The organism is Exiguobacterium sp. N4-1P, from assembly GCF_002214325.1.
Window position 1 is genome coordinate 2,790,344 of sequence record NZ_CP022236.1, and the last position, 15,196, is coordinate 2,805,539.

15 protein-coding genes are annotated in these 15,196 nt (G+C 46.0%); 6 read left to right on the plus strand and 9 right to left on the minus strand.

Annotated elements, in window-relative coordinates; genetic code table 11:
- Positions 1–8: 8 nt before the first annotated feature.
- The 3 genes from A0126_RS14290 to A0126_RS14300 are packed head-to-tail and all read right to left on the minus strand — an operon-like array spanning position 9 to position 1,782.
- Positions 9–581, minus strand: a complete 573-nt coding sequence (locus tag A0126_RS14290; RefSeq protein WP_088838194.1) for a ferric reductase-like transmembrane domain-containing protein — start codon at positions 579–581, stop codon at positions 9–11.
- A complete protein-coding gene (locus tag A0126_RS14295) occupies positions 569–1,459 on the minus strand; it encodes an FAD:protein FMN transferase (protein WP_088838195.1) in 891 nt (296 codons plus the stop codon). Before A0126_RS14295 ends, A0126_RS14290 begins: the two co-directional genes overlap by 13 nt.
- Positions 1,460–1,470: 11 nt before the next feature.
- Positions 1,471–1,782 carry a hypothetical protein gene (locus A0126_RS14300; protein ID WP_088838196.1) on the minus strand — a complete coding sequence of 104 codons (312 nt, stop codon included), beginning with the start codon at positions 1,780–1,782 and terminating at the stop codon, positions 1,471–1,473.
- Positions 1,783–1,894: 112 nt separating this feature from the next.
- Between A0126_RS14300 and A0126_RS14305 the strand changes: the two genes are divergently transcribed.
- The 3 genes from A0126_RS14305 (at position 1,895) to A0126_RS14315 (ending at position 4,219) form a co-directional block, all read left to right on the plus strand.
- Positions 1,895–2,572 (plus strand): response regulator transcription factor, encoded by a 678-nt coding sequence (locus A0126_RS14305; RefSeq protein ID WP_088838197.1) that lies wholly within the window; start codon positions 1,895–1,897, stop codon positions 2,570–2,572.
- Entirely contained in the window at positions 2,565–3,731 is a 1,167-nt protein-coding gene (locus A0126_RS14310) for a sensor histidine kinase (protein ID WP_088838198.1), read from the plus strand. Before A0126_RS14305 ends, A0126_RS14310 begins: the two co-directional genes overlap by 8 nt.
- A gap of 80 nt (positions 3,732–3,811) precedes the next feature.
- Complete coding sequence (locus A0126_RS14315) at positions 3,812–4,219, plus strand: DUF2231 domain-containing protein (protein WP_088838199.1); 408 nt, start codon at positions 3,812–3,814, stop codon at positions 4,217–4,219.
- Between the two features lie 84 nt (positions 4,220–4,303).
- Here A0126_RS14315 and A0126_RS14320 read toward each other — a convergent pair whose 3' ends face one another.
- From A0126_RS14320 to A0126_RS14340, 5 genes are all read right to left on the minus strand, one after another.
- Positions 4,304–5,539 carry a DEAD/DEAH box helicase gene (locus A0126_RS14320; RefSeq protein ID WP_088838200.1) on the minus strand — a complete coding sequence of 412 codons (1,236 nt, stop codon included), beginning with the start codon at positions 5,537–5,539 and terminating at the stop codon, positions 4,304–4,306.
- 102 nt (positions 5,540–5,641) lie between these two features.
- Positions 5,642–5,941, minus strand: coding sequence for a DUF3817 domain-containing protein (locus A0126_RS14325; RefSeq protein ID WP_088838201.1), 300 nt, complete (start codon positions 5,939–5,941; stop codon positions 5,642–5,644).
- Between the two features lie 76 nt (positions 5,942–6,017).
- Complete coding sequence (locus A0126_RS14330; protein WP_088838202.1) at positions 6,018–6,983, minus strand: ring-cleaving dioxygenase; 966 nt, start codon at positions 6,981–6,983, stop codon at positions 6,018–6,020.
- Between the two features lie 121 nt (positions 6,984–7,104).
- A complete protein-coding gene (locus A0126_RS14335) occupies positions 7,105–7,305 on the minus strand; it encodes a cold-shock protein (protein WP_012371797.1) in 201 nt (66 codons plus the stop codon).
- 260 nt (positions 7,306–7,565) lie between these two features.
- On the minus strand, positions 7,566–9,944 hold the full coding sequence (locus A0126_RS14340; RefSeq protein ID WP_088838203.1) for an immune inhibitor A domain-containing protein: 2,379 nt from the start codon (positions 9,942–9,944) through the stop codon (positions 7,566–7,568).
- Positions 9,945–10,189: 245 nt separating this feature from the next.
- Between A0126_RS14340 and A0126_RS14345 the strand changes: the two genes are divergently transcribed.
- The 3 genes from A0126_RS14345 (at position 10,190) to A0126_RS14355 (ending at position 14,076) form a co-directional block, all read left to right on the plus strand.
- On the plus strand, positions 10,190–11,683 hold the full coding sequence (locus tag A0126_RS14345; RefSeq protein ID WP_088838204.1) for an HD-GYP domain-containing protein: 1,494 nt from the start codon (positions 10,190–10,192) through the stop codon (positions 11,681–11,683).
- 22 nt (positions 11,684–11,705) lie between these two features.
- On the plus strand, positions 11,706–12,140 hold the full coding sequence (locus A0126_RS14350) for a GyrI-like domain-containing protein (protein WP_088838205.1): 435 nt from the start codon (positions 11,706–11,708) through the stop codon (positions 12,138–12,140).
- 400 nt (positions 12,141–12,540) lie between these two features.
- On the plus strand, positions 12,541–14,076 hold the full coding sequence (locus A0126_RS14355) for a M4 family metallopeptidase (RefSeq protein ID WP_088838206.1): 1,536 nt from the start codon (positions 12,541–12,543) through the stop codon (positions 14,074–14,076).
- A 254-nt stretch (positions 14,077–14,330) separates the two neighbouring features.
- Here the strand turns inward: A0126_RS14355 and A0126_RS14360 are convergent, their stop codons facing one another.
- Positions 14,331–15,194: a hypothetical protein gene (locus tag A0126_RS14360; protein ID WP_088838207.1), complete on the minus strand. Its 864-nt coding sequence runs from the start codon at positions 15,192–15,194 to the stop codon at positions 14,331–14,333.
- Positions 15,195–15,196 lie beyond the last annotated feature (2 nt).

A 15,196-nucleotide genomic window follows, 5' to 3' on the forward strand; every position in this document is an offset into this window, starting at 1 on the left:
GAATCCTCTTAAGACGTCGAGGATTCCGGTTTTATTTGTACTTTTGTTTTAGGACGCAGGCGCATCCGGTAAAGAATCAATGTGATAAATGTCAGTGTCGAAGCCACGTACCAGATTGTCGTAAACAACGTTCCCGTATCTGTCCCGATGAAGAGACCATGGAGCGTCATCAATCCCCAAGCCGGTAAGACAAGCCAGTGCGTTAATTTCCATAAGGTTTTTCCGAGCGTCTCTTTTAGGAAGTCCGACGTGATCAGGACAAAACCGAAGAGATAAAGACTGATTGTCCCAAAGGCATTCCACAGTGGTTCGTAAGAAGCGTTGCCCGGTATCAAAATCTCGAGGATGGATAGCGGTGCATACGTATCCACGACAATCAACGTCGCGTGGAGGACAATCGCGAGCAGTCCGGCCCATCCGCCATAGAGGTGGACGTTATGAAGTCGTGCTTTTTGTTTTCGGAGATTCGGAAACGAGCCTAGTAATCCAGCTAATACGGATAATGTCATCAAAAAGTGACCCGCTAGCCCACTGAGACGAATCATCGTCCAGGTCGAAAACATCCATTTCAACCAGTCCATAGTGCACATCCTCCTTTCTTCTCAGATATGATTTCACCTGACGCGTCGAGTAACAATAATCGTCCATTCGGAAACCATCTGAATAACTTCTCTTGCCGTTCCTGTTCTGTCATCTGAAAAGCAAGTTTCGTCATTACTTCTGCTTCATACAGCTGTGGAGCAGAAGCCGTCACTTGAATGAGCGGTGTCTCAATCGGTCGCCCCGTTTTACCGTCAAGTAAGTGATGATTCATCCGTTCGCCGACATGCCAGGAGCGATAAATTCGATTCGAGGTTGCGATTGCCCCTTGTCGAAGGTTGATTTCCGCGATTTCTTCGTCTGTATGCGGATGTGTAATGCCAATCTTCCATGGTGTTTCGTCTGACCAGACGACGACATCACCGCCAGCTTCAATCAATCCGCGTCGTCGTTCTTTCCGAAGCCGTTGCGCCACCATCATTGCGGCTGCGCCTTTCCCGATTCCACCTAAGTCAATTGCTCCTCCACCGACACGTGTCACTTCAAGTCCTTCGAGAATAAAGGGTGTAATCTCTGGGGGACCAACCCGTTCCGACTCAGTCGCATAGTGAAACGGAAAGGAATCCCGGTATCCGTTTGCCTGTTGTTGTTCAAGAAGAAACGGAGAAAAATAGTGCTCCGTCTGTTCAAAATAACGAATCGAACGCTTTAGTAACCGAGCGAGTGGTAACGAAATCGATAAGGTTTCACCGATTCGAAGGCGATTCAACCGATTCACTTCACTCGCTTCAGCAAACCGTGACCACTCTCGATCAACATAGCTGAAAAATCGTTCAATCTCCTGCCACTCTTCTTCAGGAATCTGATTTTCCGTCACGAATCGAATCGTATTATGCATCGAATAGAGTTGTCGTTCCATCACTTGACCTCCTATTTCGAGTGACTCGAGCGTCCGTCGCTATTTCCGCTCGGCTGGCTGAATCCGGAAGAATCCTCTCCTGACCATCCCTCATCATCATCATCATAATAATATCCGCCATCATCGTCTGACTCCTCGTCACCATAAGAATCCCCTTGCATCGGTTGACTCGGGAAATTCGTTTCATTCGAATACGTATCCCCTGTACTGACCGGTGTCGTCGATTGTCCATCTGAGCTGACACTTAATTGACCAATCGCTAGACCGATAAACACCGTACTACTTAAACCGACCATCCATTTTGCAAACGGCTTTGGTTTCATCTTCCTTCATCCTCTCTCGTTTGTTGTTATCTTTACTGTAGCGCTAAAAACTGATAACTAGCTGACGGCAACTATGGGATAATAAGAAAAAATGAACGCGGGGGGAAAATTCATGCGTGTATTGATTGCAGAAGACGATCAGCGGCTCGCAAAAATGCTTCGACTCCATCTCGAACGTGCCGGCTACCAAGTCGATGTCGCACACGATGGTGTCGATGCACTCAATCAATGCCAGACATTTCGTTACGATTTGCTTGTTCTCGATTGGATGATGCCTCATAAAAGTGGGGTTGAGGTCGCAGCTGAACTTAGAAAAAATCGTTTTGAAGGTGGTATTTTAATGTTGACGGCACGTGATACAGAAATCGACCTCGTCCATGGTCTCGATAGTGGTGCCGACGACTATCTCGTCAAACCGTTTCAATCGAATGAATTGCTTGCCCGTCTCCGCGCATTAAGTCGTCGACAAAAAAAGGCCTTCGTCGATACGGTATCTTTTCAAGGACTTGAACTCGATGTTTCATCGCAAATGATTTCCTATAATCATCATCCACTTGAATTGACACGTCGTGAATTTGAATTTCTATCACTCTTATTACGTCGACCGGAACAAGTGATGGGTCGCGAACTGATCATCGAAGTCGTCTGGGGAATTGGTGCCGACGTTACGGACAACGCTCTCGATGCCTTGGTCCGTCTCGTCCGCAAAAAATTAGAGGCGGTTGGCGCTCCACCACTCATCAAGACCGTCCGCGGTTTCGGGTATCGTCTTGGTGACCACCATGCTTGAAGTGATCCGAAAACGGCTGACCCTTTTATTCAGTGGGACCTTCTTACTGTTATTAATCCTCATACTCGTTGGCGTCTATTTTACGACGGCACGGTTACTCGACCAGACAGAGCTCAATCAATTAAAAAACATCTCGAACCGTGACGTCTTCGAACGAATCGAACATGGTGAAGATCGCTTGACACCTAATCCGATTTATTTTCAAGTGCTGGACGAAACGGGTGAAGAACAGTATTCGAGTCTTCCGGATGATTTAACGGAAGAGACCGTTCAGCGTTTCGTATCCTCTGCTCAAGAAACTGAAAAAGTGACTGTCGAGGATTACCATTTTTTATTGTACAAACGCGACACGAACGAAGGCTCCATCGTTCTTTTAAAAGAAACGTCCGCTACACGCGATACACTCCAACGTTTAATCGCTGTCTTATCTGGAATCGCCGTCTTATCGACGTTGATTTTGATGGGACTCAGTTATGTTCTCGCCGGTCGAGCCGTCCAGCCCGTCCAACAAGCTTTCGACCGGCAACGTCGCTTCACGTCGGACGCCTCCCATGAACTGCGCACACCGCTGACGATTTTATATAGCGGAATCGAATTGCTTGAAGCTGAACCGCTCAGTCGTGAGGGACAGACGATTCTCGACGATTTGAAAGCCGAGACGACTTCGATGCAATTACTCGTCGCGGACTTGCTGTTGCTTGCCCGCGGGGGTCAATCCATGACCCTGCAATCCGTTGATTTCAGTACGCTCGTCTCAAAGACCGCTGAACGGTTCGCCCATACATTATCCAACCGGACACTGCGAATCGAGATTGAACCGAACCTCTTAATTAAAGGGGACGCTAACCAATTGACGCGCTTATTAATGGTCTTTCTAGAAAATGCTTCCGTCTACAGTGACGGACCAATCAAGGTCCGCTTGTCAAAAGCCCCTGGCGAAGTTCAGCTGACAATCGCTGATGAGGGAATCGGTATCCCGAAAAGTGATCAGGCAAAAATCTTCGAACGCTTCTATCGCGGGGACCACGCTCGCCACGGAACAGGGACCGGTCTCGGCCTCGCAATCGCTAGCTCGATTGCTGATGCCCATAACGCGAGCATCGAGGTCGACTCCAGTCCAAATGAAGGAACACGGTTTACGATTCATTTCCCTCATTAAATAAAGCCGTCAGCTAACTATCAGGTAGCAGGGGTAAAGTAATGAATAGTCATACACTCATTACTTAAGGAGGATTTATCATGCTATTCGGTGTTCCGCTCCACCCCTTACTCGTCCATGCTCCAATCGGTCTGTTACTGTTCGCTACACTACTATTATTCTTTAGTTTAAAATGGGTTCAATTGAAATTGTTTGCTCTGATTACCCTATTCACCGGTCTCCTCGCAGGGGTCGCTGCGTATCTATCCGGAGATGAGACAAAAGACTATGCCCGTTCGACGTTCAATGCGACACGGGCTGCGATTGAAGATCATGAACACTTTGCGCTTTACAGTCTGATTGCTTTCGGTATTTCCTTTGTATTGTTGATTTTCAATTATCGATCAAATAAAAAAATGCTTCTTATCTTCAGTCTAATCGTCGCTGTGATTGGTAGTGGATTACTTGCTTATGCCGGTCATCTCGGCGGACAGATGGTCTATAAATAACACAGACCAGTAAAGCGTCTCTTCAACGATAAAAAATCCCATTTCCGATGAATGGAAACGGGATTTTTCTGTAGATTGATTTGCTCACTTCCGGTGTGTCCGTCCTGGGCGACGATTATTCGACCGGCGTGTATTGCCACGGCCTTCCGTTGTCGGCTTTTTCGTGCCTTTACTCTGGTCATGCTGTGCCCGAATCATTTCATCTGACAATTCGACGACGATTGGTGTAACTTCGACCCCAAGTTCGCGTTCCATGTCACGGAAACTCCGACCGTCTTTCGGTGTGACGATCGAAATCGCGACGCCGTCGTTCCCGGCACGTCCCGTCCGCCCAATCCGGTGGACATAGCTTTCTGCATCGTCCGGCAAGTCATAGTTGAAGACGTGTGTGACACCTGTGACATCCAGTCCGCGTGACGCAACATCGGTCGCAATCAAGAATGGTGTTTTCCCTTGATAGAACTTCGACATCGCCTTTTCACGTTTTCCTTGCGTCAATCCACCGTGTAACTCGTCCGTCGGATACCCTTGCATTTGCAATTCTTCGTTTAATTTCGTTACGCGACGTTGCGTCCGACAGAAAATGATTGCGGCATACGGGCGCATTTCGTCGAGCATCGTCCGAAGTGTCGCTTGCTTACGACGATCCGTCGTTTCGACGACGAATTGTTCAATCGCATCGACCGTTACTTTTTCAGCTTCGACTTGAATTTCAATCGGGTCACGAAGGTACGTTTTCGCGAGTTGCTCGACTTTTGGTGGCATCGTCGCAGATAACATGACGAATTGACGATCGACCGGTGCTGCTGCGATGATATCTTCGATTTCCGGTAAGAAACCAATTTGAAGCATCTGATCGGCTTCATCTAAGACGAGTGTCTTCAGCGCGCTCAAATCGAGTGTTCCCCGTCCGACATGGTCTAAAATTCGTCCAGGTGTCCCGATGATGATTTGCGGCATCCGTCCGAGACGTTGGATTTGTTTAAAGACATCTTGTCCGCCGTATACAGCAAGTGCCCGAATGTCTTCCATATTCCGAATCAACTTATGTGTTTCGTCGGCAATCTGACGCGCAAGTTCACGTGTCGGTGCGACGATCAATGCTTGAACCGTTTTACTCTCTAAATCGATTTGCTCGAGAATCGGTAACAAGAAGGCAAGTGTCTTCCCTGTACCTGTTTGTGCTTTTCCTATTAAATCACGTCCCGCAAGCAAATGCGGAATAGCTTGTTCTTGAATCGGTGTCGGTTGTTTGATGCCTTGCTTTTGTAGTTTTTTTATCCACAATTCTTGAATGTTTAATGTTTCGAATGTTGACATAGTATCCTCCTAAAAATTATCCACAGAAAAAAGCTGTGGATAACCTGCTTCGCATAGACAAAAACAGTTATCCACAGCCGTGCTTTTACTAGTATACACAATTTACGCGTTTGTTGCTTCCTGTTTTAGCTTTCGATCGAGTACAAACGTACCAAACGGAATGAAGGATGCGATAAAGGCGATACCTGCTTTGACAAACGACCAGCGGTATTTAAATTTAACGACGACAAGCCATAACGCATACATGACAAACAACACACCGTGCATGGCTCCAACGACCGAGACCGCCTCAGGAATTCCTGCCATATATTTTAACGGCATCGCAATCAGCAACAATACTAAAAATGAAATTCCCTCTACAATCGCAATTAACCGAAATTGACCTAACGTAGTTCTTAACATCCCGTCACTCCTTTTCGTGATTCTTTCTTTTAGTATACGGGACGTCGACGTCTCTGTGACCCGTGTCACAGGATTGTCAGATTTCGAGTGGACGAAGACGTGCTTCAATCTGCTCACGTTGTGGTTCTAAAAATGGTGGTAGTGCGAGTGTCTCGCCTAACTCCTCAATCGATTCATCTGTCGCAAATCCCGGTGTATCCGTCGAAAGCTCGAATAAAATATGGTTCGGTTCCCGGAAGTACAAGGCTTGAAAGTAATGGCGATCAACTTTTCCGGAGTTCGGAAGACGGTAGTGGTTTAAACGCTCGACCCATAGATCATATTCCGCACTGTTCGGTACGCGGAACGCGACATGGTGGACACCGCCGCGACCAAGACGTTCTCGATCGAGATCCGGTCGCGCTTCGAGGTGGACTTCGGCTCCGATTCCTCCTTGACCCGTTGCATACACTTCAATATCCGCAAACTCACCCGCAAGCGACGGATAACTGCCGATTTTTTTAAAACCGAGGACTTCCGTCAAAACGAGCGCTGTTGGTCCCGGGTCGTTAACGGTCAATGTCACGGCACCTAAGCCGACGATTGCATGTTCTGCTGGAATCTCGTCGTGTTTCCAAGGTACGCCACCCGGGACGCCTTGTTCCCCATCTTCTGCGACGAGAATCAGACGTGTCCCTTCTTGGTCACGAAAGGCAAGCGTTTGTCGCCCTGCCCGTTCGATGATTGAATCATGATCAATCTCTTTTTGCTCAAATCGCTGTGCCCAAAACTTGAGTGCTGCCGTTGTCTTAACGCGAAGTGATGTTGAAGAAATACTCGATGCACCAGGTACACCTGTTCCGAGATGCGGAATGTCGAAGAACGTCAGATCAGTCCCCGGATTTCCTTCCGCGTCCCCATAAAATAAATGATACGACGTCGTGTCGTCTTGGTTCACTGTTTTCTTAATTAAGCGCATTCCAAGGACTTGCGTGTAAAATTGATAGTTCCGTTCCGCCATCCCGGTCAAAATTGAAACATGATGAATACCGAGTAATTCCATCTTTGCCACTCCCTTTTGAATTTGATTATATGCAAAGCATAGCGCACAGATATCTTAAATTCAAGATATTAAGACAATAAAAAAACCGCTCTTCCGAAGAAGAGCGATTGAATAGTTGAAATTAAAGTTTTACGACGTTAGCAGCTTGTGCTCCACGTGCGCCTTCAGTGATTTCGAATTCAACTTCTTGACCTTCGTCAAGTGATTTGAAACCTTCACCAGTGATTGCTGAGAAATGTACGAATACGTCTTCTCCGCCTTCAACTTCGATGAAACCGAAACCTTTTTCTGCGTTAAACCATTTTACTTTACCTGTGTTCATGGGAACAACCTCCAAAAATAAATTACTTAATACATATGACGATGCATATGAAAGAAATTCATTATTGTCCCGAAATACATGGAGCGACGAAAAGATTGTTCGTGACGCAATGTGAATCAGTAGTGACAATAACAATATTAAGCTAACGTCAGTATAGTATGGATGCGCTTTAAAAGTCAAGTTGTCTGACCAATATTTTTTCCAATTGATTCCACTTTTCAAAAGAAAAACAGACCTGGTTTCCCAGATCTGTTTTGTTCTTAACGGTGGATCCAGACAGCTCCAGCAGAGTTATCTTTCGCTTCACCGATGACTTGAATTTTAAGACCATTGTTCGGAAGAAGTTTCCCTGCATCCGGGATCAATTGGTTGATATACGATTTAGAATCATCGAATTTCGTTACACCTGAGAGACCTTTGTAGTCGTAAAGACCACGTGTTGGTGAATCGATCAACCAAGAAGGTGCTTTATCGTAGCTGAATGCAGCATCCGCAACTTGGTAACGTGTGCTACCTGATACGACTGGCTTGCCTTTAAGCGTACCGACGATTGCTTCAGGGTGTGAATCGACGACACCGAGGAATCCTTCACCCGGGTGAACACCGACCCAGTTATCTGTGAAGCTAGAATCTGCGTACCAAACGACGAGACCTGTGTTGTATTTCACGCCACGCGCATGCTCAAGTGCTTTATCTGAGCCTGCGTAGTTACGCCATTCGAGGTAGTACGCATTGTCAGCATAGCTGAAGCCGTCAGACGCGATGAACCCGTCGAGTTTAAACTTCGGTGTACCTTCTGCATCATCTTCGAAGACGACTTTACCGTCGACTGTCAATTTCGCGTTATCAAGTGCGAAACCGTCGAGTGCAAGACCAGCATCACCTGTGTAATCAAATTTAAGCGTTACTTTTTTGCCTGCAAATTCGCTGAGGTCGTATGATTTATCGACCCATGCACCTTTTGAAGACTCAGCACGTTGATCACCATCAGTATCTTCGTCACCGATGACGTCGATGACTTTTTCTACTCCACCAGCTGTTGCTGTAACTGTCAAGAAGTCATAATCGAACTCGACATCAAAGTACGCTTTGTAATCAAATTTAGCAGCTTTAGCAGCTGTCAAATCGAATTCTGGTGACGTCATTGACGTATGAAGATCGTTTCCTTTTGTGCTGTAATAGTATTTTTTACCGAACGCCGGTGCAATTCCTTTGACCGGTTTTTTCGGTAAGTCTACTTTGATGATTCCTGGGTTTTTCGATTTTGTAACACTTTGATCGATATAAGAAGCAGTTCCTGCTTTTGATAACGAATCAAAATCGATTGTCTCGATATTCGCCCAGTTTCCACCCATCACGTTTTGGAAGAATTCTTTATTTTGTGGTGAGAAACTTGTTGGTTCTGTTCCGGCAACTTTCCCGTTCCAGCTACCGCCACTCATGATTGACCATGATGCGACCGGCTCGCCTTGACCTGTGTACTGTGTATCGTACTCATCTGGAAGACCTAAGTCATGACCGAATTCGTGTGCGAAAACACCGACCGCGCCGTCTTCAGGTTGAACCGTGTAATCGTAGGCAGCCATTTTACCGCCCCAATAGTTTACTTTCGCTACCGAGTCAGCAACAGGATATACGTTGCCGAGTGTCCAACGGTGTGACCAGATTGCGTCATCTCCGAGCGTTCCGCCCCCAGCTTCCTGTCCAGTTCCTGCATGGATGATCATCAAGTGATCGACGAGACCGTCCGGCTCGTTTAAGTTGCCGTCTCCATCCATATCGTATTGATCGAATTGATCGTACTCTGCTAAGTTGATGCCTGATTTTACTGCAGCATTTAACGAATCTTTGACGAGACCACGTGGGCCCTTAGCGCCTGGAAGGTTATCGTTTCCGCCCGCTGGATTATCCGAACCGTAGTCTTTGGCTGTACCTGGAACTGTTAACCAGTTCGAGACCTTACCATCAACCGTATAGCTTCCGCCTGATTGTTCTTCATAATACTGTTTAAACGTCTTGACCTTGTCTCCGTTAAAGAGTTCGAACTCTTTATTACCAAACATTAAATCTTGATAATGCTTTTGGTTGAAGTCATTCGAATACATGTATCCATCTTCTTGCACAACATTGTTATGTTTAAAGTCACTGTACTCAACGAGTAGAACAAGGACTTTATCTGTCCGTGTATCACCGTTGTATTTTGCTTGTTTGGCTTTGTCGACTTTGACAAACCCATCTTTTTTACCTTTTTTATAATTATCGTGCTTCTTGTTCAACTGTTTTGCGAGTTGATCTTTTTGTTTCGTCAAAAAGTCTTTTGTTTTTTGATCGAATTCTTTCGCTTTTTCTGACTCATGTTCAGCTGCTGGTTTACCGTTCGACTTTTTATCCAAATACTTTTGGACAGCCTTTTGTTTCTCGGCTGCAGATGATGCTTTTGAGACGACCCCACGATCCTGCAATACTTTTAAGAGACGTTCCTGATCGACTGTGTTCAAGTCCATCGGCGCTCCTACTGCTGCTTTTTCAGCAGCATCAACAGATTTTACCTTCCCACCAGGTAAAACCGGACTAACTGCGAATGCAGCTGCCGTGATTCCAGATAAAACGGCTAAGCTAAGCTGTTTCTTTTTCCCCACGTGAACTTACCCCCTATGTAGTAGTGAAAAGCACACTTTTAATATACTTTTCTGAATATTCAAATCATATGTTATTTTAGTTCGTTAATCAATTAGTTTTTGTATAATTAGGACTTTATAACTATACCTATTTTTGGAATTTAGTTTAATATTCTTACATCGTGCCGATATTAATAAGATAGACCATTACATAGTACTAGAAAAATTCTTTGCTGCACGCTTTGATTAAGAAGAGGAGGAGTTCCATGCAACCTTTAAAACGTTTTGAGCGACAAGTCTTAACAAACTATTTAATCGGCTCATTCGTTGCCGTTTTCGGTGTCGGCAGTTTGTTCATCTTCGAAACACTGACCTTCAGTCCACAAGAGCGGATACTCTTGCTTGGTATCATGGCAGGATCTGTCACCCTGATGTTCAGCTTGGAATATACAATCTATCGCCGACACGTTCGGTCCCTTTATATAGTATTTCAATCAAAACAGCCCACTGCTGACGAATTGACAATTGCTTTTCAGACGACGCATCGCTTCCCGGTTTTGACGATGCAACGCATTCTCGGTCCACACTTTCTCGGATTATCACTTCCTTCTTCTACCTTGACAGCTTTCGCCATATACCGTGGTTGGCTCGACATGCCCTACTATTTGATTGGTCTCGCTTGTTTCGGAGCGATTCTCGTCGCGATTCTTCATGCTCTGATTGAATTTTTCCTCACTTACCGGGTCACGGAACCGATGTTGCTCGAGTTGACGAAACGATCTCAGGCGGCAGGTTACGGCGACATCGTCTTAAAGAAACAACATATGGTCAGCTTGCGCCAAAAAATGTTGATTAGTACACTCGTCATCGGTGTATTTCCAATCTTACTGTTCGTCCTCGCTTCTGCCGTTCAGTTAACGGAAAACGAAAGTCTTCAGTCTTATTGGAGTTGGGCGACGTTAATTTTGATTGTTATCCTCTGCCTTGCGACATTTTGCAGTCTTCTACTATATGAAAACATTAAAAAACCGATTCTTGCTTTGCAAGAAGGAGTTGCTCAAATCGAGTCGGGTCAATTGAATACGATTTCCAATCCCTACTCCGATGAATTCGCACACTTGATTGGCGGATTTAATTTGATGGTTGAAGGAATCGAAGGACGCGATTTAGAAAATGAACGCCTTTTAAATAGTTTATTTACGTTGTTTGCCGCGACTTTAGATGCTCGCGATCCTTATACGGCCGGGCATTCTTTACGGGTAGCGGAATATTCCGTTGAAATCGCCCGTGCCGCTGACTTACCTGATGAACAAATCGAGTTATTACGAAAGTCTGCTCTTCTTCACGATATCGGTAAAATCGGTATCCGAGATGCCGTTCTTTTGAAGGAAGGACGGTTAACGGAAGAAGAATTCGATGAAATCAAACGCCATCCGGTAATCGGTGTCCATATTTTATCGCAAGTTGATTTACCAGAGACGTTACAACCGATTCTTCCCGGGGTAAAGTACCATCACGAGCGTTATGATGGCAAAGGCTATCCGGAAGGCTTGACCGGCGACGCGATTCCGCTTTTCGGACGAATCATGGCAATTGCCGACGCCTATGATGCCATGACTTCCGATCGCCCCTATCGAAAGGGGATGCCTGCTGAACGAGCATTGTCGATTCTTGAAGAAGGAAGCGGCACGCAGTGGGACGCAACTTTTACTAAACTCTTCTTAGACTTAAAACGACGGAACTTGACTACTGCTTCTTGATTTCTGACGAAAGGAGTCTCAAATGCATCCTAAAATTGTTGAACGTCACGAGCTTTATGTAATCGGACTCAGCATGACGTGCGAAGAAAATGAACTCCATACATTGATGCCTGAACTATGGCGTGAATTTTCACGTCGGGCGCATGAAATTCCGGCAGTCGTACCGGACAGTTTTCCGTTAGATGTTTCGCTTGCCCATCGCGGAACGACCTATACGCAATGCGTCGGCTTACCTGTCTCTTCACTCGAACGGGTTCCTAAGGGAATGAAAGGATACCATCTCCCTCCCGCTCGCTATGTCTTTTGGAGACATGAAGGACCAGACATCGAAATTTGGAAGTCGTTTGAAAAAATTCAACGTTTTGCACACAAACAAGGGATTGAACTTGATCCGCTTGATTTTAAAATCGATGAGACCCGTGAAGGTACGCATCACTTATATCAACGAATTCTCTAAGGACTACTCAAACGAGTAGTCTTTTCCGCGTGTGGACAAACTCTTATGAAGCGTGAACTTGCGATACCGAGATGCAATCCGTTCGCGTTTCCCTCATGGTATTACCTAAAAAGCGTCACGTTTCGTTGACTGCTACGAGAAAAGACGCTTCATCTACCGATAGTTCGTTGTCTACAGTTTGAGGACTACTCATAGAATTTAAGGCCAGGAAGCCCACTTCTTCAGTGATGGAAGTGCTAGAAGAGTATTTCTTCACTCGATTTGTCTCAATGACTAAATTGTTCAGTACGGGTACTAAATACCTATTTTCAGAAAATTCTATTTAATCCGAATGCCTTATTCTCGTTCTCTATTTTGTTTGGCATAGTTAGACTCAACCCAAACAAGGAGGCGATTTATTTTGAAAAAGTTTCTCGCTACATCGCTTGTCGCAAGTGTACTTGTCGTTCCTACAGTCGTAGGCGCAGAAGGTCTTCAATCTGGTAAGTTGACGAAAGCATCGTCCGAGCCAGCTGCATCAATCGTTAAAGAGTATGTCGAAGGTAAAGGTGACTTCTCTGTACAAGATGTTCAAAAAGATGGATCATCTCACATCGTACGTCTCCAACAAGAAGTGGATGGCGTCCCGGTCTTCGGTAGTGTCGTCGTCGGTAACGTTGCGAAAGACGGTACTTTAAAAGCAATCGTCAATGATGCAGTCAAGGTCAAAGGGAAACCAGGTCTTGATAAGAAAATTGCAATCTCTGAAAAGAAAGCCTTAAAGTTGTATAAAAAATCAATCAAAGCAACAGAATTCGAAGTGGCTCCAACGAGTGAACTCGTTGTCTATCCAGTCAAAGACGATGCTGTCTATGCTTATAAAATCACATCGACTGTCTTAGCTGGCGACGAGCCGTCACGCTGGACATACTTCATCGATGCAAACTCTGGTAAGGTCATCAACAAATATGACCAACTGGCACATGCGAAACCAGTTACGACAATCACCGGAACAACGACAGTCGGTTCAGGTACGACGGTTCTTGGAACAAGTGCTACATTCAACACAACGAAGAATGGTTCTTACTACTACCTTCAAGATTCAACACGCGGTAAAGGCATCTCGACGTACGATGCAAAAAACCGGACATCACTTCCAGGATCACTTTGGGCGGATGCCGACAACGTTCTCAATGCTACTTATGACCGTGCCGCTGTCAGCGCACAAGTCAATGCAGTGAAAACATATGACTTCTACAAAAACACATATGGCCGCAACAGTTACGATAATGCGGGTGCAGCACTCAATTCAACGGTTCACTATTCTTCACGCTACAACAATGCGTTCTGGGATGGATCAAAAATGGTCTACGGTGACGGAGACGGTTCGACATTCACATACCTTTCTGGCGCACTTGATGTAGTCGCTCACGAATTGACGCACGCTGTCACTGAATACACAGCAGGACTCGTTTACCAAAACGAATCGGGTGCGATCAATGAGGCTGTTTCGGATATCATGGGAACAGTTGCAGAGTACTCAGTCGGATCAAACTTCGACTGGCTCGTCGGTGAAGACATCTACACACCAGGTGTAAGTGGCGATGCTCTTCGTTCAATGTCTAACCCTGCCGCTTACGGAGATCCAGACCACTACTCAAAACGTTACACAGGTACGGCTGATAACGGTGGCGTTCACACGAACTCTGGTATCGTCAACAAAGCCGCTTACCTCTTAGGTAACGGTGGTACACATTACGGTGTCACTGTACCAGGCGTCGGCGTACCGAAACTTGGTGCCATCTACTACCGTGCCCTTAACGTCTACTTGACTCCGACTTCGAACTTCAGCTACCTCCGCGCAGCAGTCGTTCAATCGGCGAAAGACCTTTACGGTTCTTCAAGTGCTGAAGCAGCCGCTGCAGCAAAATCATTTGATGCAGTTGGCGTCTACTAAGAAAACCTCCTCCCAAGGATTTTCTCTTTCCTCTCGAGTCGATGACTCGGGAGGTTTTTTTATTATGGATTCAACGTAAAAAAAGCACGTTCACTCGACGGAATGAACGTGCTTCAGATTTGAGATAAAATGAAAGACAGGACTGTGCATCTTTATGAGATGACGATCCTGTCTTTTTTGTCGTTGCGTTCAAATCCAGCTCGCCATGTCCGGCTTTTGACTAGAGAACCTGACTAGCTCCAGTCTCAATCGATTCATTTCCCAGGATCACGTGCGAGACGCAAGCGCGTCGAACCGTTATCCGGGAATGCCTTGAGCTGTAATTTCTCACCTTCATACCATGTGCCGTAATCCGTCTTGACGACCGGATCACCAAGTGCTGTTAAACCTGACGCTGAGACATTCATCCAGTCAATTGCTTCGACCACTCCATCCGATACGACGAGCAAGTACCCGGCGTTCGAGAAATGGTACGTATTGACGGCATCTTTTTGTGTGTTGCCCAGCTTGCCATACTTCGCCTCAAACGTTTCAAGCGGTTTCCCGAGGTATTGTTCCGGCTTGTCAATCGGCTGATTCGCGACGACTTGTCCGAGTGTCGAAAGGAGTTTCTCATCCTTTAGACTAGACGGAGCCTCCATCTGAACATCCGTTTCCGGGATGTAGCCTTCGACCGCATCACTTAACTTCAGATGTACCATGCCGTCTTTTGCGTCGAGGACTTCATAAACATCCCCTAAGTCCGCCTTATAGATGACACTGGTCCGATTTGCATCTTGATAGACATCTGCAAACGGTCGTTTGATCCATGCCGCTGAACTAATCTCAGGTGCTGCTTCTTTTTTCGATTTCTTCGGCTCTTTTTTCTTCTCTTGATCGGCCGAATCTTTTTCTTTATCCTTTGATGTTTCTTCGGCAGAAGCATCTGTTTTCGGTGTTTCGACCGTCGACGTCGCTTGCGAAGGATCGTTATGCGCGACCATATAGCCCCATCCGCCGACGATCAAAGCCGTCGCCAATAGACCGCCGAATGCAATCCCACGCCGGTTGCGCTTTTGTTTTCGACGCATGTGACGCGATTGCCGTGCCTGATCGTGCTCTTGTTCCTGTTGACTCATAT